Consider the following 16916-nt stretch of genomic DNA (forward strand, 5'->3'; position numbering starts at 1 on the left):
TGCCCTCGACGGGTGCGGCCGGAACGGGAGGATCAGAGTCCGAGGCCCCGGATGACCAGGTCCAGCAGGGCGAAGGCGAAGAGCGAGATACCGACGAAACCGTTGGTGCTGAAGAAGGCCCGGTTGAGCCGGGACAGGTCGCCCGGCCGGACGATGGTGTGCTCGTAGAGGAAGGCGCCGGCCACCACCGCGAGGCCGACCCAGAAGACCGGACCCGCATGGGTGAGGACGGCGTACCAGACGAGCAGACCGGTGGTGACGGCGTGGCAGACCCGGGCGCCCCAGATGGCGGCGGCGACGCCGAAGCGGGCGGGCACCGAGCGGACCCCGTCGGCCCGGTCGGAGGCGACGTCCTGGCAGGCGTAGATCAGGTCGAAGCCGCCGATCCAGATGCCGACGGCGAGGCCGAGCACGGCCGCGTCCCAGGACCAGGTGCCGGTGACCGCCAGCCAGGCGCCGACCGGGCCCATGGCCTGGGCGAGGCCGAGGATCGCCTGCGGGAAGTCGGTGAACCGCTTGCCGTACGGATAGACCACCATCGGGATGACGGCGATCGGCGCCAGCACCAGGCAGAGGGTGTTGAGCGCGGCGGCCGCGCCGAGGAAGACCAGCAGGGCGATCGCCGAGCCGGTGTACGCAGTGCGCAGCGAGACCGCGCCGGTGACCAGTTCGCGGCCGGCCGTCCGGGGGTTGCGGGCGTCGATCTCGCGGTCGATGATCCGGTTGGCGGCCATCGCGAAGGTGCGCAGGCCGACCATGCAGACGGTGACCAGGAGCAGCTGGCCCCAGTGCATCCGGCGGTCGTCCAGGAACATCGCGGTGAGCGCGGCGATGTACGCGAAGGGCAGGGCGAAGACCGAGTGCTCGATCATCACCAGCCGCAGGAAGGCCCGGGTCCTGCTCTGCGGGACGGCGGCGGTCGTCACAGTCCGTACTCCTTCCAGCGTCGGGAGACCAGTGCGGCGGTGGCCGGGTCGGAGCTGACCATCTCGGGCCAGCCGCCGTCCCGGGTGTAGCCCTCCTCGGGGAGCTTGCGGGTGGCGTCGATGCCCGCCTTCCCTCCCCAGAACTGCTGGTAGGAGGCGTGGTCGAGGTGGTCGACCGGGCCCTCGACCACGGTGAGGTCCCGGCTGTAGTCGACGTTGCCGAAGGCGCGCCAGGCGACCTCGTGGTAGTCGTGCACGTCGCAGTCGGAGTCCACCACGATGATCAGCTTCGTCAGCGACATCATGTGGGCGCCCCAGATGGCGTGCATGACCTTCTGGGCGTGCTTGGGGTACTTCTTGTCGATCGAGACGATCACGCAGTTGTGGAAGCCGCCGGCCTCGGGCAGGTCGTAGTCGACGATGTCCGGGATGATGATCTTCAGCAGCGGGAGGAAGAAGCGCTCGGTGAACTTGCCGAGCGGCCCGTCCTCGGTCGGCGGGCGGCCGACCACGATCGACTGGAGCAGCGGGCGGCGGCGCATCGTGACGCAGTCGATCGTCAGCGCCGGGAACGGCTCCTGCGGCGTGTAGAAGCCGGTGTGGTCGCCGAACGGCCCCTCCGGCAGCATCTCGCCGGGCTCCAGCCAGCCCTCCAGGACCACCTCGGCGTCGGCCGGGACCTGGAGCGGGACGGTCTTGCAGTCCACCATCCGCACCCGCTCGCCCGCCACGAAGCCGGCGAACAGGTACTCGTCGATGTCGCCGGGCAGCGGGGCGGTCGCCGCGTAGGTGACGGCGGGCGGGCAGCCGAAGGCGATCGCGACCGGGAGCTTCTCCCCCCGCTTGGCCGCGACGGCGGCGTGGTTGCGGCTGTCCTTGTGGATCTGCCAGTGCATGCCGATGGTCCGCCTGTCATGCCGCTGCAGGCGGTACAGGCCGAGGTTGCGGATGCCGGTGTCCGGGTCCTTGGTGTGGGTCAGGCCCAGGTTGAAGAAGGAGCCGCCGTCCAGCGGCCAGGTGAAGAGGGCCGGCAGCTCGTCGAGGTTGACGTCATCACCGGTGAGGACGACCTCCTGGACCGGGGCGTCCTTGACGTTGCGCGGCGGCACGTGCGCCATCGAGGCGAGCTTGCCGAAGGCGTCCCGGAACCCGGTGAAGCCCTGCGGGAGCTCGGGCTTCAGCAGCCCGGCGATCTTCTCCGAGATGTCGTCGGGCGACTTCAGGCCGAGCGCCTTGGCCAGCCGGCGCTCGGTACCGAAGACGTTCATCGCCAGCGGCATCGAGGCGCCCTTGACGTTCTCGAACAGCAGCGCGGGGCCCTTGGCCTTCTGAACGCGGTCGACGATCTCTCCGATCTCCAGATAGGGGTCGACCTCGGCCTTGATGCGCTTGAGGTCGCCCTCTCGCTCCAGCGCCCGGAGAAACGAACGGAGATCGTCGTATGCCATACCTGTCAGTATCCGACACCCACTACCCTGGGCCCGCAAAGAGGGCCCTACCTGTCATCGCCCGGGGGAGATCGCCGCTGTGCTGAGGATTCTGCCGCCACTGCTCGTCCTCGCCCTGTGGATCTGGGCCTTCATCGACTGCCTGACCACTCCCGAGGAGGAGGTCCGCCACCTGCCGAAGGTGGCCTGGGTGATCATCGTGCTGCTCTTCCCGCTGGTCGGCTCGATCGCCTGGCTGGTGGTGGGCAGGCGGCGCGGCCAGATGGCGGCCCGGACGGCGGGCCCCCGACAGGGCCGCCCGACGGCCCCGGACGACGATCCCGAGTTCCTGGCCTCCCTCGGCACTCCGGCCGACAGGGAGACTCCCCACAAAGACACCCGTCAGCACGAGGACATGCTCAGGCGGTGGGAGGCCGACCTGCGCCGCCGCGAGGAGGAGCTGCGGGGCAGGGAGCGGCCGGAGGAGGACCCGCGCGGCTGAGCGCTCCCCGGCCCGGTGATGGCCCGGTGATCCCGCCCTGAGGAGGTCCGGCGGACGGCGGACGGCACCGGGGCGCGACACGCGGGCCTGGCTCGGAACCACCCGTTCGGAGCCCTGGTCCTCCGTATGTGGCACGGTGGGCCGCTTTGGCGCATCCCTACCATCCGGCGCCGGGAGGGAGCCCTTCCCCGGCGCCGCCCCGGCTTTCCCGGCCGTCCCACCCGACAACCGCCGGAGCCGCCGCCACGCGCCCGCCCGACCCCGCTGACCTGCGGAATCGACGCATTCCACCGATCATCGACCGCTTCCGCCGGTAACCGGGCCCGAGCTGCGAGTGACCGGCGGGCCCCTCATGCTTTCTGTACGGCTTTCACATGTTCTCGGGCCCGACCTTGTACGGAATCGACGCCGAAACCCGGGCCCGATCCCTCGTAGTGTCGTAGGTGAAGAAGTGTTCGCAGCAGCAGCCGCCGCCACAGCAGGCCGGCTGTCGGACAGTTCCCTCACACTTGGAGTGGTGGTTCGAGATGACGGTTCTGCACGAGGCGCCGGTCGGCGACGAGATCCCCGAGATCCCGGCCGACGTGCGCGGGCGGGTGGCCGAGCTGCACGACCTCAGGGAGAAGGTCCGCCGGGGCCCGAGCGAGAAGGCGACCGAGGCGCAGCACGCCAAGGGGAAGCTGACGGCTCGCGAGCGGATCGACCTGCTGCTGGACGAGGGCTCCTTCCACGAGGTCGAGCCGCTGCGCCGGCACCGCGCCAGCGGCTTCGGGCTGGAGGCGAAGAAGCCGCACACCGACGGTGTCGTCGTCGGCTGGGGCACGGTGCACGGGCGGACGGTGTTCACCTACGCCCATGACTTCCGGATCTTCGGCGGCGCACTGGGCGAGGCCCATGCGCAGAAGATCCACAAGATCATGGACATGGCCATCGCGGCCGGCGCGCCGCTGGTGTCGCTGAACGACGGCGCCGGCGCCCGGATCCAGGAGGGTGTCACCGCACTGGCCGGTTACGGCGGCATCTTCCAGCGCAACACCAAGGCCTCGGGCGTGATCCCGCAGATCTCGGTGATGCTCGGCCCGTGCGCGGGCGGTGCGGCGTACTCGCCGGCGCTGACGGACTTCGTGTTCATGGTCCGCGAGACCTCGCAGATGTTCATCACCGGCCCGGACGTGGTCCAGGCGGTGACCGGCGAGAAGATCACCCAGAACGGGCTCGGCGGCGCCGACGTCCACTCGGGCGTGTCGGGCGTGTCGCACTTCGCGTACGACGACGAGCAGTCGTGCATCGAGGAGGTGCGCTACCTGCTGTCGCTGCTGCCGCAGAACAACCGGGAGATGCCGCCGTCCGTGGTGAACGACGACCCGGTCGAGAGGCGCTGCGAGGCGCTGCTCGACCTGGTGCCGGTGGACGGCAACCGCCCGTACGACATGCGCAAGGTGATCGAGGAGATCGTCGACCACGGCGAGTTCCTGGAGGTCCACGAGCGGTGGGCGACCAACGTGCTGTGCGTGCTGGCGCGGATCGACGGCCAGGTCACCGGGATCATCGCCAACCAGCCGCAGTCGCTGGCCGGTGTGCTGGACATCAACGCCAGCGAGAAGGCGGCGCGCTTCGTGCAGATGTGCGACGCGTTCAACATCCCGCTGGTCACCATGCTGGACGTGCCGGGCTTCCTGCCCGGTGTCGACCAGGAGCACGGCGGCATCATCCGGCACGGCGCCAAGCTGCTGTACGCGTACTGCAACGCCACCGTGCCCCGGATCTCGCTGATCCTGCGCAAGGCCTACGGCGGCGCGTACATCGTGATGGACTCCCGCTCGATCGGCGCGGACCTGTCCTACGCCTGGCCGACCAACGAGATCGCGGTCATGGGCGCCGAGGGCGCGGCCAACGTGATCTTCCGGCGGGACATCAACGCGGCCGAGGACCCCGAGGCGATGCGCGCGCAGAAGATCAAGGAGTACAAGAACGAGCTGATGCACCCGTACTACGCGGCCGAGCGCGGCCTCGTGGACGACGTCATCGACCCCGCCGAGACCCGCTCCGTGCTGGCCTCCGCCCTCACCATGCTCCGCACCAAGCACGCAGACCTGCCCAGCCGCAAGCACGGCAACCCGCCGCAGTAGCCGGCGGCCGCCGAGGCCCGTCTGTCCCACTCCAGACTTCTTGAACCGGGGGAGAAACCACAACCATGAGCGCTTCCGCCGAACCCCTCGTCCGTATCGTCCGCGGCTCCCTCACCGACGAGGAGCTGGCCGCCCTCACCGCCGTCCTGATGACCCGCGCGGCCGCCGCCCAGGCCGCCGTCCACACCGCCGTGGTCGAGCCGATCGCCAACTGGCAGCGCCTGGAGCGCCGCCCGGCGTACTTCTCCCCCGCCAGCTGGCAGCAGGCGGCCTGACGGCCCACCGGCCGCCCGGACGACAGCGCCCGCCCCGCAGCCGACTCCATCGGAGTCCGGCCGCGGGGCGGGCGTTTCTCGTGCCGGGCCCGCTCAGGCGGCCGCGAGGGCGGCCGGACGGCCGGCGTGCATGACGGCGAGGTTGGTGGCGAGGCGCTGGGGGTCCTGGGAGAGCCAGAGCCGGACGGCGCCGCCCAGCATGGCGCTGGCGGAGCCGAGACGGACGCCGGTGGACTGGGCGACCCGGCCGGCGGCCAGGACGAGCAGGTCGGCCAGCGGGGCGGGAAGCCAGACGGTCTGGGCACAGGGGGCCGGCTGGGTCAGCGCCGCCAGCAGCCGGTAGGCGTCGGCGGTGCAGTGCAGGGTGGGCAGGACGTCCAGCAGCCCGTCGGCGACGACCTCGGAGACGTCGCTGCGGTGGCCCTGGGCGAGCCGGCGGAGCAAGGCTCTCTCCGTAGCGGTGATTCGGACGGTCAGCATGACCTCATCGCACTCCATCGTGCGGCCCTCCTCGCGGCCTTGGGACTGGCGGAAACGGTTGGAACGGTAAGTGCCGATACGAACCGCCCCGCCGCAGCGGGCGGCAGGGCGGCCGGGACGGACTGTCAGCCGACACCGGCGTAGGAATGCTTGCCGGTGATGAAGATGTTGACGCCGTAGAAGTTGAACAGGTAGAAGCCGAAGGCCAACAGGGCCAGATAGGCCGCCTTTCGGCCCTTCCAGCCGGCCGTGGCCCGGGCGTGCAGGTACGCGGCGTAGGCCACCCAGGTGATGAAGGACCAGGTCTCCTTCGGGTCCCACTCCCAGTACTTGCCCCAGGCCGCCTCGGCCCAGATCGCGCCCGCGATGATGGTGAAGGTCCACAGCGGGAAGACCATCGCGTTGATCCGGTACGAGAGCTTGTCCAGCGTGGTGGCGGCGGGCAGCCGCTGCCAGACCGAGGCCGGGGTGCCGAGCGGGCCGGTGGCCAGGCCCGCCGCGACGCGCTGGTCGTAGCGGTCCTTGCCCAGGTAGAGCAGGGTGGAGACGAAGGCCGCGTACAGGAAGCCGCCGCAGATGATCGCGGTGGAGACGTGGATGGCCAGCCAGTAGGAGTGCAGGGCCGGGACGAGCTGCTCGGAGTCGGTGTAGAGCACGCTCACCGCGAGTCCGAGGGTGAGCAGCACGGCCAGCATGACCGGCAGGCCGAGCCAGCGGGCCTTCTTCTTGGCGGCGAGCAGGCCGAGGTAGGCGAGCACCATGGTGAGGCCGAAGGCGCAGGAGAACTCGTACATGTTGCCCCACGGCCAGCGCATCACCGAGAGGCCGCGGCTGGCCACGGCACCGGCGTGCAGCAGGGCGCCGAGGACGGTCAGGGAGACCGCGATCCGTCCGGCCAGGTCGCCCTTGTCGCTGGTGCCGGCGGCGCCCGGGCCGTCGGCCGCGTCGGCCTCACCGCGGCCGCTGGTGACCACGGTGGCGCCGGCGTCGGCCAGGGCGGTGCGGGTCAGCGTGGTGGTCCCGCCGTTCGCCGAGGCGACGGTGACGGTGACCTGCTTGGCCGCCTTGGCGGGCTCCGTGGCGGCCGCCACGGTCTCGGCCAGGCTCGACTGCTCGACGGAGCGGACCGCGACCGCGCCCTTGCTTCCGAACGTCCACTCGAACATGTGGGCGAACATCGCGATCAGATACACGGCCATCGCCGAGTAGATCAACTTGTTGGAGAGGTCGGCCAGCTGTAGGTCGACTCCCGAGGCGAGATGCACCGTCTACTCCTTGGAGCTCGGGTCTGCGGGGGATGTGGGGCCTGACGGTCCGTCCGAGACGGGGGTGGACTCGGCGGGGGTGTCCTCGGTGGCGGGGACTGCTGCTTCGTCCCGGGCGTCCTCGCTCCGTGCTTCGGACTCCGTCGCGGGCTCGGAAGCGGGCTCGGGCTCGGAGGCGGACGCGGACTCAGCCGCGGACTCGGAGGCGGGATCGGAGGCGGGATCGGAGTCGGAGTCGGAGGCAGGCTCGGACTCGGACGCCGGGGCGTCGTCCTGGAGGTCCACGGCGAGTTCGGCGAGCTCCTCGGCGATCTTGGCGGACTCGCTCCTGGCCAGCCCGGCGACCTCGACCAGGGTCCGGCCGTCGGGGGTCGTGACGGCCCGGACCCAGATCCGGCGGCGCTGCACGAACAGCGAGCCGATCAGGCCGAGGATCGCGCAGACCGCACCGGTCAGGGCGATCGCGTTGCCCGGCCGGTGGGAGATGGTGAAGCTGGCCCACTCCTGGTAGCCGTCGAAGGTGAGGGTGCCGTAGCCGTCCGGGAGGACCCAGCCCTGACCGGGCTTCAGCCGGGCCCTGGCGATGTCGCCGTCCTGCTTCAGCTGGGTCAGGTGCTGGGTGTTCAGCTGGTACACGTTCTGCGGCAGACCGGAGTCGGTGCCGAGGTCACCCGCGTACGCGGTGAGCACCAGCATCGGGTCGGCGGCTTCCGGGAAGAGCGAGATCGGACCGGTGTGGGCGAAGTCCGACGGCGCGGTCGGCAGGAAGTAGCCCTGGAAACCGAGCTGGGTCTTCTTGCCGTCCTTCTCACCGTAGTCGTTGACCTTGATGACACCGGTGGAGGTGAGGTTGCCGTCCTGCGGGAGGAAGGCGGTCGGGCCCGCGTACACGGTCTCGCCCTTGGCGTTCTTGATCGTGACCATCGGGGCGTAGCCGTGGCCGATCAGGAAGACCTTGCTGCCGCCGATCTCCAGCGGGTGGTTGACCTGGATGTCGGCCTTGGTCAGCTTGGTGTCGTCGGAGCCCGTCCAGTACCGGATGTGGGCGGCGAACTCGCGGGGGGTGCCCATCTGGTCGCCGCTGCTCTGGTACTTGGCGGTGAAGCCGTCCAGCTTGAACCCGAAGGCGTCCAGGTCGTCGCTGGTGTAGAAGGCCGAGCCGGTGAAGTCGTCCATCTGGGTCATGGTGTTGGAGTAGCCCTGACCACCGATCACCAGCTTGCCGCCCTGGCCACTGGCCAGGCTCGCCCAGGCGAAGCCCGCGAGCAGCGCGAAGAGCGAGAAGTGGAAGAGCAGGTTGCCGACCTCGCGCAGGTAGCCCTTCTCGGCCGCGACGGCTGTTCCGTCCAGGTGCGCCCGGAAGCGGCGCTTCTTCAGGAGCGCGTGCGCGGCCCGGTTGACCGCCTCGGGGTCGGCCTCGGTGTGCCAGGCCGCGTAGACCGGCATCCGGGTCAGGTTGCGCGGTGCGGCCGGGGGCCTGGCCCGCAGCACACCGACGAACTGCCAGGTGCGCGGGATGATGCAGCCGGCCAGCGAGACGAACAGCAGGATGTAGATCGCCGAGAACCAGACCGAGCTGTAGACGTCGAACAGCTGGAGCTTCTCGTAGACCGGGGTGAGCGACTTGTGCGCCTGCTTCCAGGTGTCGACCTGGAAGGAGTTCCGGCTGGTCTGCGGGATCAGCGAGCCGGGGATGGCGGCCAGCGAGAGCAGGAACAGCAGGATCAGCGCGACGCGCATGGAGGTCAGCTGGCGCCACATCCAGCGGAACCAGCCGAGCACTCCTATGCCGGTCGGGGCGTCCGATTCGGCGGGCGCGCTGCTGAGCCGCTCGGCTTCCGCGTCGGTGACGTCCTCGGGTGGGCGGGTTCGGGTGTCGCTCACGGGTCAGATTCCGATCGAGAAGTTCTGGGTGGCGTACTGGAGCTGGTTCACCAGCGCGTCCCAGGCGCCGGTGATCAGCAGCAGGCCGACCGCGACGAGCATGCCGCCGCCGATCCGCATCACCCACTGGTAGTGCTTTTTGATCCAGCCGAAGGCGCCGAGCGCCTTGCGGAAGGCGAGCGCGGCCACGATGAACGGTACGCCGAGGCCGAGGCAGTACACGGACATCAGCAGGGCACCGCGCCCGGCGTCGGCCTGCCTCATCGACAGCGACTGGATCGAGGCCAGGGTCGGGCCGATGCAGGGCGTCCAGCCGACCCCGAAGACGATGCCGAGCAGCGGCGCCCCGGCCAGGCCGATGGCCGGACGGCGGTGCGAGCGCAGTTCGCGCATCGAGAAGCCGGGCAGCAGTCCCATGAAGGCCAGGCCCATCACGACGGTCACCGCGCCCAGCACGATGCTGATGGTGTGCCGGTAGCCGAGCAGGTTCTGGCCGAAGTAGCCGAAGAGCGCCCCGCCGGAGACGAACACGGCGCTGAACCCGAGCACGAACAGCAGCGAGCCGAGCAGCATCCGGCCGCGCTGCGAGCCCTTGGCGTCCGCCAGGTCGGCGGCGGAGAAGCCGGTGACGTAGGAGAGGTAGCCCGGGACCAGCGGCAGCACGCAGGGCGAGAAGAAGGAGACCAGCCCGGCGGCGAGCGCGATCGGGACCGCGAGCAGGATGGCGCCGCTGGCCACCGTCTCGTTGGTCTCCCCGAGCGCGAGCGGGACCTGCGCGAGGAGAGCCGCGCTCACTGGGACTTCTCGTCGACGACGGGCTGCAGCAGCGACTCCAGGTCGTCCGAGGAGATCGCGCGCATCGACCGGGCGGCGAGCCGGCCCTCGCGGTCCACGATGATCGTGGTCGGGATCGACTGCGGGTTCAGGCTGCCCTTGGGGAACTTGAGGATCTGGGTGCCCTCGGGGTCGTAGATGCTCGGGTAGGTCACCCCGAAGTTCTGCTCGAAGCGCACCGCGAGCGACGGGTCGGTGTCGCGGGTGTTGATGCCGAGGAACTGGACGCCCTTGTCCTTGTACTTCTGCGAGACCTCCTGGAGGCCGGGCGCCTCGGCCCGGCACGGGCCGCACCAGGAGCCCCAGATGTTGAGGACGACGACCTTGCCCTTGTAGTCGGCGAGTGCCGCGTTGCCGCCGTCCAGGGTCTTGCCCGAGATCGCGGGGGCGGCGGTGCGGTCGGCGACCGGGGCGGTGTCCAGACCGCTCTTGCCGGTGACGAAGCCGGTCTGGCCTCCGCCGCCGGACGAGCCGGAACTGCAGCCGGTGAGGGCGAGAACGGCGACGGCGCCGAGGGTGGCGGCGAGGCGGATACGGCGGCGGGTCGTCCCAGACATGTGAAAAGTTTCGCATGGGACTTCAGGCGGTTTCAGGGGGGTCCGGCCTTGTCTGCCGGACCCCCTCTGACCTGCTGTTCCTGTCCTTATGATCCATTTATTTCGGGCAATGTCCGATTGGATCCGAGGAACGGCCGGGACGTCGCTCAGGCGCCGAAGCTCTTGCCCACCGGCTTGCCCTTGCCGCCCTTGCCGACCAGGTGCGCCGGCAGCAGGTCGCGGGCCGGTTCCCGGTAGCCGATCGAGACGATCCGGTCACCCTCGTAGGTGAAGCTGGTCAGCGACGCCAGCGAGCACTGCCGGCGGCGCGGGTCGTGCCAGAGCCGGCGGCGCTCGGCGAAGGAGCGGACGATCCAGATCGGCAGCTGGTGGCTGACGCAGACCGCCTCGTGCCCGCGCGCGGCGTCCCGGGCCGCGGCGAGCGCGCCCATCATCCGGACCACCTGGTCTATGTACGGCTCGCCCCAGGACGGCTTGAACGGGTTGGTCAGGTACTTCCAGTACGAGGGGTTGCGCAGCGAGCCGTCGCCGACGCCGAAGGTCTTGCCCTCGAAGATGTTCTCCGCCTCGATCAGCCGGTCGTCCACGGCCACCTCCAGGCCGTGCGCCTTGCCGATCGGCTCGGCGGTCTCCTGCGCGCGGGTCAACGGCGAGGCCACCACATGGGTGATGTCGTGGTCGGCCAGGTACTCGGCGACCCGGTCCGCCATCTGCCGGCCCAGCTCCGAGAGGTGGTAGCCCGGGAGGCGCCCGTACAGGACGCCCTCCGGGTTGTGCACCTCGCCGTGCCGCATCAGGTGGACGACGGTGGTCTCCTTGCTCACTTGCTTCCCTCCGTGGGCTGGGCCTCGGCCGCCGCGCGGGCGGCGGCGGGCAGGGCGGCGGCGATCCGCTCGATCGCCCGCTCGTCGTGCGCGGCCGAGACGAACCAGGACTCGAAGGCCGACGGCGGCAGGTAGACGCCCTGGCTGAGCATCGAGTGGAAGAAGCCGTTGAAGCGGTACGCCTGCTGGCGCCGGGCCTCGTCGTAGTTGGTGACCTGCTCCTCGGTGAAGAAGACCGAGAACATGTTCCCGGCCTTCTGCAGGCGGTGGGCCACGCCCTCCTTGGCCAGCGCGTCCGTCACCAGCCCGCAGACCTCGGCGGCGACCCGGTCCACGGTGGCGTACACCTCGTCGGTGCAGCCGCGCAGCTGGGCGAGGCCGGCGGCGGTGGCGATCGGGTTACCGGAGAGGGTGCCGGCCTGGTAGACCGGTCCGGCCGGGGCCAGCTGGGCCATCACATCGGCGCGGCCGCCGAAGGCCGCCGCCGGGAAGCCGCCGCCCATCACCTTGCCGAAGGTCAGCAGGTCCGGGGCCCAGCCCTCGTGAGCCGCCTCCAGGCCGTACCAGCCGGCCTTGGAGACGCGGAAGCCGGTCATCACCTCGTCCGAGATGAACAGCGCGCCGTCGGCCCGGCAGAGCTCGGCCAGGCCCTTGTTGAAGCCGGGCAGCGGCGGGACCACGCCCATGTTGCCCGGCGACGCCTCGGTGATCACACAGGCGATCTCGCCGGGGTGCGCGGCGAAGGCCGTACGGACCGCGTCCAGGTCGTTGTAGGGGAGGACGATGGTGTCGCCCGCCTGGGCACCGGTGACACCCGGGGTGTCGGGCAGGCCGAAGGTCGCGACGCCGGAACCGGCGGCGGCCAGCAGCGCGTCCACATGGCCGTGGTAGCAGCCGGCGAACTTGATCACCTTGGCGCGGCCGGTGAAGCCGCGGGCCAGCCGGATCGCCGACATGGTCGCCTCGGTTCCGCTCGACACCAGGCGGACCTGCTCGACCGGGGCCACCCGGGCCACGATCTCCTCGGCCAGCTCGACCTCGCCCTGGCCGGGCGTGCCGAAGGAGGTGCCGCGGGACACCGCCTGCTGGACGGCGTCGATCACCGCCGGGTACGCGTGCCCGAGGATCATCGGCCCCCAGGAGCACACCAGGTCGACGTACTCGCGACCGTCGGCGTCGGTGAGGTAGGGGCCGGTGCCGGACACCATGAAGCGCGGGGTGCCGCCGACCGCGCGGAAGGCGCGCACCGGGGAGTTCACGCCGCCGGGGGTCACGACCGAGGCACGGTCGAACAGCGACTGGGACTGAGGGGCCTCGTACGGGTAGCTCATCGGGTTGGTCACCTGCACATGGTCTCAAATCGTGTCCTTTACCTCCGCATGTCGGGCCCGATCATCTGGAACGATGATCCGTGTACTGCGGCCGCCTCGGCGGACGGCCCTTCCTGCCCGTTCGCGGTCGGGAAGGGACGCTGTCCCGCTCCGGATTCGGACCTGACGGGAGAACCCGTCCGCCAGGGGCCGAACAGCCTGTACGGTCTGTAGGGTTTGTAGGGTTTGTGCGGTTATCCGTACTACCGCCGCACCGTGCAGGCGGCACGGGTCACGGGGCACCTGTCACGGGTGACGGCCGGGGCGGGCGGGTACGGACAGCGCAGGTGCGCGCGGGGCAGCTGACGCGTGTACGGCGACGCAGGACGGGTAAGGGGCACGTTCGGAGGACGCCGAGCGTGCGGGGGTCTGTCGATTCCGGCGAATTCCGGTGAGGATGGTCCGAGTGTCCGAGACGCAGGACGGTTTCGAGGAGGCCGCGGGTGCATCCCGCAGGTCCACCGGGGCCGCGGGCGGGGGAACGGGTGCGGGCAGGGGAAAGCGGGGCGAGGGAAGAGTGGGGGTCACCTACAAGTACTTCGGCGCACCCGACCGAGCCACCGCCGCCAGAGTCCCGACCGCGCTCGGCCCGGGCGGCCTCGGCCTCGACGCCGGGGAGCTCGGCTCCCTCGGCCGCCTCGGCGACCTGATGGAGACCAGCGGCTCGCCCAACGGCCACCTCTCCACCAAGATCAAGCCGGAGACCATGAGCGCCATGGTCCTCACCGGCATCAAGGGTGTCCCGCTCCACCAGGTCCCGCCGCTCGAACTGGTCGTCCTCCACCCCGACTACGCGGTGGTCCAGCTCCCCCACACCGTCGTCGAACCCCTGCGCAAGGCCGACGAGACCGAACTCGGCGCCGCCGCCTTCATCTGGTCCACCGTCCCCGACCGGCGGGGGCCGCGCGACGCGTACGTGATCTACACGATGCTGCACGAGTGGCAGGACTTCGCCAACCGGCTGCACGACGCCGGGCACCAGCTGTACTGCCTGGTCTGGCCGTGACCTGCGGCTTCGCCGTCTCCTGAGGGCTGTCCGACAGTAGTCCGGCGGGCCCTCAGGAGGTGGTCTTCGGGCTGCCGGGGCACATTGAGGGCACATCGCTGCGAAAGTGCCCCGAGGGGTACCGACCGCCCCGGTCTCACGCACAGGTGATCGACCACCGTACTCCCGCCACCATGGATCTTTCCGACCGCGGCTGCCTGCTCCGCGACACGGCCGGCGCCCCTCCGACTGGGATGCGCGCGACAGCCGCATCGCGGAGAACATCCGCGAGTACGACTGGCGCGTCATGGGGGTGGCCGGCCGCCGTGACGACGTCCTGGGTTCCCGCACACGTGCGCGTCCTGCGGGAGCGCGATGACGCTGCTGTTCACGGTCGCGAGTAACGACGAGACGGGAGTGGTCGTCTGGCGGTGGGGCGATCCGCGGCTCTTCGTATGCCCGACCGGCCCTCAGCACCCTTTCCAGGTGGACCCGCACTGACCCTTGCGAGTCAGGACGGGTCGTCAGCTGTCGGTCTGCGGACCGGTGAGGTTCTTGGTGAGCCACTCCAGGGCCATCGGGATCATCTTCGCGAAGTCCACGGTTTTGTGCTTGCCGCCGGGCTGCTCGTAGTACTCGACGCTGGTCGGGGAGACGGCGCTGTGGACCCACTTGTTGACCAGGTCGACCTCGTAGGAGCTGCCACCGCCGGCGGTGGCGAGCATCTTGACGTCGGCTTTGCTGGTGGAGATCAGCTTGTCGGGGCTGTTGGCGGCCTGCTCGGCCCCGTGCCCCTTCCAGAGCGTGGAGTCTGCCTTGAAGTCGCCGTCGATCGGCCCGGCGGTCTTGTAGATGTCGGGGTGCTGCATGGCCAGCTTGGCGCTGCAGTCGGCGCCGCTGGAGGCGCCCATCAGGCCCCAGCTGTCAGGGCCCTTGAGGGTGCGGAAGTTGGCTCAAATGAAGTCCGGGATGTCCTGGGACATCCAGGTGCCCATCTTGGGCTGGCCGGGGATGTCGGAGCAGTCCAGGGACTGGTGCTCGTCGCCTGTCAGGTTCTGCAACGGCATGATCATGATGAAGGGGTGCGCCTTCTGCTCCTGGACGAGCTGGGCGTCGATCTCCTGGATCGGCAGCTGGTTGTCCGTCCAGGTGTTGTAGCCGTTGCTCTGACCGCCCGCGTAGAGGGTGAGCACGGGGAAGCCGAACTTGGCATACTTCGGGTCGTTGTACTGCGGCGGCACCCAGCCCCAGACATCGGCGGAGACGCCGGATTTCCGGCCCGCCAGGGTGGTCATCATGATCGGACCGGCCTTGGTGTCACGGACCTTCTTCAGGTTGGCGGCCGGACCGGTCGGCATCACGACCTTGGAGTCCTTCGGCACAGCGCTGCTCGCCGCCGGGACCGGGGTGGCCGCCGCCGCGTTGTCGCCCGCCTTGGCGTCGGGGGCCGGCTTGCTGCCACTGCTGCAGGCCGCCAGGGCGGCGGACAGTGCGAGCGCGGTGACACCGGCCAGGACCACACGGGTGCGTGTGGGCTGCGACTGCGGCTGTTGCGCGGTGAAAACTCTCCGATCGATATCACGCCCGGCCGGACGGAGCCGGGCAATGCCCCCGGGTGAGGCCGCCGAGGAGGTCGCGGGCAGCGTTCCGGCGCACCGGCGGCGGGCTGCCGGGGGATGCGTCCTCCCTGCCGCAGGACGGCGCAGCTGCTCCGGGTGGAGTGGCACACCGTCCTTGACCGATGACGCTGCTTCAGTCTTCGGTGGTTGCCCGGTCTCGCCATCCCGTTCGGGAATCCGCTCGCGGATCTGCTCCCGCCCCTTCCGCGGCCGTTCCCAGCTCGGAAGGGATGCTCCGTATGCGGTTGTGAGCCTGAGAACCTCGCACTCCGCGGGGCCGGTGCTGGTCTGGGCCGCCCTGTTCGGGGTGGTGCTGGCCTTCGTGGACCAGGCGGTGCAGCGGTTGCCGGACGCGCCGACGCTGCACTGGGTGCGCTGATCGCGGTGCCGGCGGGGGCCGGTCAGGGCTTGACGTACTGGCTGAGCCAGGTGAAGGCGGTCGGCACCATCGGCTTCCAGGTGGCGGTCGCGTGTGGGCCGGTGGTCTCCACCGGGTTCACCGTGGTCGGTGACTTGGCAGCCTTCTGCAGTGCTTGCGCGTCGTCCAGCCCTTCGCCCTTGCGCCCCCCGGTCAGGTAGAGCGCGACGTTCGGCGGGGTCTGCGCGTGGGTCAGCATGTAGAGCGGGTTGTCGACCTCGTCCAGGTGCGGGTCCTTGGCGGTCAGCGAGTCCGACTCGCCCTTCGGGTCGTTGTAGCCGGACATCGCGATCGCGGCCCGGTACCGATTCGGGTGGGCGATGGCCAGGCGGGTGGCGCAGTGCGCGCCCGCCGAGTAGCCGGCCACCGCCCAGTGGTCGGCCACCGGGTCGACCCGGAAGTTGTCCAGCACCATCTGCGGCACGTCCCGCCACAGCCAGGTCTCCGCGTTGACCTTGCCCGGTACGTCGGCGCAGCCGGTGTCCACGTGCCCGGGCAGCAGGGTGACCCGCGGCGATACCAGGATGAACGGCGCCACCTGACCCGACTTCATCAGCGGCGCCAACTGCTTGGACACGTCCATGCTGCCGAACCAGGCACTGGCCGAGCCGGGGAAGCCGGCCAGCAGCTCGACCACCGGGAAGGTCTTGCCCTGGTACGCCGGATCGTCGTACTGCGGCGGGGTCCAGACCAGGACCTCGCCGTCCACTCCGGAGAGCTGGCCCTTGAGCTGGGTCTCCTTCACGTCCTTGGGCACCGCCGGGTCGTCCACCGCCGTGAACTGCTGGATCACCTTCTGGTGGCCCGGCGAGGTGGCCGTCGCCGGGCCGTCCGCCGGGGGCGGCGGGGGCACCGCACGGACGTGGCTGTCCGAGCCGAGCAGGTCACCCCAGGTGGCGTACAGCTGGTTGGCGTTGTTCACGAGCACGAACACCATCACCACCGCGGTCACCTGGGCGAACAGCACCAGCCCGAGCCGCCCGGCCGCTCGGACGGCCTTGGGCCCGCCCACCCGGCCCCACAGCGCCATCAGCAGCACGATGGAGAGCGGGACCAGGAGGGTGGAGAGGATGAGGAACGGAGTACCCGTGAGTTTCATATGAGTAATGACTTTCGCAAGTGAAGGGCCGATTCCCATGAGTCGCACGGGTTTGCTCCGATGGATCCATTGGGGGTGCTTCATCCTGTGCGGGGCGCTCAGGCAACGTGGTGGGTCTGGTTGTTCGGTGCACAGAGTGCGCAGGGGCCGTCGCCGGAGACGGGGCGGGCGCAGGGCTCGCCGAGGCGGCTGCTCGCGGCCCGAACACACCGACCACGCGGGTTGCGACGACCGTGAGAGCCTGTGTCCACGCTGCCGCTGGGTGCGCTTGTCGGGGCGCTGGCGGGACCGACCGGCGGTCAGCCTCCCGATGGGTGATGGA

The 16916-nt window shown here is 70.3% G+C and carries 17 protein-coding genes; 5 read left to right on the plus strand and 12 right to left on the minus strand.

What is annotated here, in order from left to right:
• Positions 1-32: 32 nt before the first annotated feature.
• Both mqnP and ACSMTC_RS15700 read right to left on the minus strand, forming a co-directional pair.
• Positions 33-926, minus strand: coding sequence for a menaquinone biosynthesis prenyltransferase MqnP (mqnP, locus tag ACSMTC_RS15695; protein WP_436560303.1), 894 nt, complete (start codon positions 924-926; stop codon positions 33-35).
• A complete protein-coding gene (locus tag ACSMTC_RS15700) occupies positions 923-2374 on the minus strand; it encodes a menaquinone biosynthesis decarboxylase (protein WP_436560304.1) in 1452 nt (483 codons plus the stop codon). The genes mqnP and ACSMTC_RS15700 overlap by 4 nt, the downstream gene beginning before the upstream one ends.
• Positions 2375-2453: 79 nt before the next feature.
• On the opposite strand from ACSMTC_RS15700, the gene ACSMTC_RS15705 reads away from it, so the two are divergent.
• The 3 genes from ACSMTC_RS15705 (at position 2454) to ACSMTC_RS15715 (ending at position 5259) form a co-directional block, all read left to right on the plus strand.
• Positions 2454-2855 (plus strand): PLD nuclease N-terminal domain-containing protein, encoded by a 402-nt coding sequence (locus ACSMTC_RS15705; protein WP_436560305.1) that lies wholly within the window; start codon positions 2454-2456, stop codon positions 2853-2855.
• Positions 2856-3382: 527 nt separating this feature from the next.
• A complete protein-coding gene (locus tag ACSMTC_RS15710) occupies positions 3383-4984 on the plus strand; it encodes an acyl-CoA carboxylase subunit beta (protein ID WP_436560306.1) in 1602 nt (533 codons plus the stop codon).
• A gap of 65 nt (positions 4985-5049) precedes the next feature.
• Positions 5050-5259, plus strand: coding sequence for an acyl-CoA carboxylase subunit epsilon (locus tag ACSMTC_RS15715; RefSeq protein ID WP_436560307.1), 210 nt, complete (start codon positions 5050-5052; stop codon positions 5257-5259).
• Between the two features lie 93 nt (positions 5260-5352).
• Here the strand turns inward: ACSMTC_RS15715 and ACSMTC_RS15720 are convergent, their stop codons facing one another.
• From ACSMTC_RS15720 to hemL, 7 genes are all read right to left on the minus strand, one after another.
• Positions 5353-5739 carry a hypothetical protein gene (locus ACSMTC_RS15720; RefSeq protein WP_436560308.1) on the minus strand — a complete coding sequence of 129 codons (387 nt, stop codon included), beginning with the start codon at positions 5737-5739 and terminating at the stop codon, positions 5353-5355.
• Positions 5740-5864: 125 nt separating this feature from the next.
• The gene (gene ccsB / locus ACSMTC_RS15725) at positions 5865-7004 is read right to left on the minus strand and encodes a c-type cytochrome biogenesis protein CcsB (protein ID WP_436560309.1); all 1140 of its coding nucleotides are present in this window, start codon (positions 7002-7004) and stop codon (positions 5865-5867) included.
• 3 nt (positions 7005-7007) lie between these two features.
• Complete coding sequence (resB, locus tag ACSMTC_RS15730; protein WP_436560310.1) at positions 7008-8888, minus strand: cytochrome c biogenesis protein ResB; 1881 nt, start codon at positions 8886-8888, stop codon at positions 7008-7010.
• Positions 8889-8891: 3 nt separating this feature from the next.
• Positions 8892-9683: a cytochrome c biogenesis CcdA family protein gene (locus ACSMTC_RS15735; protein WP_436560311.1), complete on the minus strand. Its 792-nt coding sequence runs from the start codon at positions 9681-9683 to the stop codon at positions 8892-8894.
• Positions 9680-10279, minus strand: coding sequence for a TlpA family protein disulfide reductase (locus ACSMTC_RS15740; RefSeq protein WP_436560312.1), 600 nt, complete (start codon positions 10277-10279; stop codon positions 9680-9682). Before ACSMTC_RS15740 ends, ACSMTC_RS15735 begins: the two co-directional genes overlap by 4 nt.
• A 146-nt stretch (positions 10280-10425) precedes the next feature.
• Positions 10426-11073, minus strand: a complete 648-nt coding sequence (locus ACSMTC_RS15745; RefSeq protein WP_436564699.1) for a histidine phosphatase family protein — start codon at positions 11071-11073, stop codon at positions 10426-10428.
• A gap of 26 nt (positions 11074-11099) precedes the next feature.
• On the minus strand, positions 11100-12434 hold the full coding sequence (gene hemL / locus ACSMTC_RS15750; protein ID WP_436564700.1) for a glutamate-1-semialdehyde 2,1-aminomutase: 1335 nt from the start codon (positions 12432-12434) through the stop codon (positions 11100-11102).
• 436 nt (positions 12435-12870) lie between these two features.
• Between hemL and ACSMTC_RS15755 the strand changes: the two genes are divergently transcribed.
• Positions 12871-13479: a hypothetical protein gene (locus ACSMTC_RS15755; RefSeq protein WP_436560313.1), complete on the plus strand. Its 609-nt coding sequence runs from the start codon at positions 12871-12873 to the stop codon at positions 13477-13479.
• A 503-nt stretch (positions 13480-13982) separates the two neighbouring features.
• Here ACSMTC_RS15755 and ACSMTC_RS15760 read toward each other — a convergent pair.
• Together ACSMTC_RS15760 and ACSMTC_RS15765 are read right to left on the minus strand one after the other, a co-directional pair.
• Positions 13983-14369 carry an alpha/beta hydrolase gene (locus tag ACSMTC_RS15760; RefSeq protein WP_436560314.1) on the minus strand — a complete coding sequence of 129 codons (387 nt, stop codon included), beginning with the start codon at positions 14367-14369 and terminating at the stop codon, positions 13983-13985.
• A gap of 42 nt (positions 14370-14411) precedes the next feature.
• Positions 14412-14978 (minus strand): alpha/beta hydrolase, encoded by a 567-nt coding sequence (locus ACSMTC_RS15765; protein ID WP_436560315.1) that lies wholly within the window; start codon positions 14976-14978, stop codon positions 14412-14414.
• Between the two features lie 346 nt (positions 14979-15324).
• Between ACSMTC_RS15765 and ACSMTC_RS15770 the strand changes: the two genes are divergently transcribed.
• A complete protein-coding gene (locus ACSMTC_RS15770) occupies positions 15325-15456 on the plus strand; it encodes a hypothetical protein (RefSeq protein ID WP_436560316.1) in 132 nt (43 codons plus the stop codon).
• A 22-nt stretch (positions 15457-15478) separates the two neighbouring features.
• On the opposite strand, the gene ACSMTC_RS15775 is transcribed toward ACSMTC_RS15770, so the two are convergent.
• Complete coding sequence (locus ACSMTC_RS15775; RefSeq protein ID WP_436560317.1) at positions 15479-16594, minus strand: alpha/beta hydrolase; 1116 nt, start codon at positions 16592-16594, stop codon at positions 15479-15481.
• Between the last annotated feature and the right edge of the window lie 322 nt (positions 16595-16916).

It is taken from the genome of Kitasatospora sp. HPM-01-4 (assembly GCF_051374625.1).
In the GTDB taxonomy this organism is placed as follows: domain Bacteria; phylum Actinomycetota; class Actinomycetes; order Streptomycetales; family Streptomycetaceae; genus Kitasatospora.

Coding starts and splice junctions, on each gene's coding strand:
- ACSMTC_RS15700 (WP_436560304.1), bottom strand. CDS start 2,374: ATGGCATACGACGATCTCCGTTCGTTTCTCCGGGCGCTGGAGCGAGAG.
- ACSMTC_RS15710 (WP_436560306.1), top strand. CDS start 3,383: ATGACGGTTCTGCACGAGGCGCCGGTCGGCGACGAGATCCCCGAGATC.
- ACSMTC_RS15715 (WP_436560307.1), top strand. CDS start 5,050: ATGAGCGCTTCCGCCGAACCCCTCGTCCGTATCGTCCGCGGCTCCCTC.
- ACSMTC_RS15720 (WP_436560308.1), bottom strand. CDS start 5,739: ATGCTGACCGTCCGAATCACCGCTACGGAGAGAGCCTTGCTCCGCCGG.
- ACSMTC_RS15740 (WP_436560312.1), bottom strand. CDS start 10,279: ATGTCTGGGACGACCCGCCGCCGTATCCGCCTCGCCGCCACCCTCGGC.
- ACSMTC_RS15745 (WP_436564699.1), bottom strand. CDS start 11,073: ATGCGGCACGGCGAGGTGCACAACCCGGAGGGCGTCCTGTACGGGCGC.
- hemL (WP_436564700.1), bottom strand. CDS start 12,434: ATGAGCTACCCGTACGAGGCCCCTCAGTCCCAGTCGCTGTTCGACCGT.
- ACSMTC_RS15755 (WP_436560313.1), top strand. CDS start 12,871: ATGGTCCGAGTGTCCGAGACGCAGGACGGTTTCGAGGAGGCCGCGGGT.
- ACSMTC_RS15760 (WP_436560314.1), bottom strand. CDS start 14,369: ATGGGCGCCTCCAGCGGCGCCGACTGCAGCGCCAAGCTGGCCATGCAG.
- ACSMTC_RS15775 (WP_436560317.1), bottom strand. CDS start 16,594: ATGAAACTCACGGGTACTCCGTTCCTCATCCTCTCCACCCTCCTGGTC.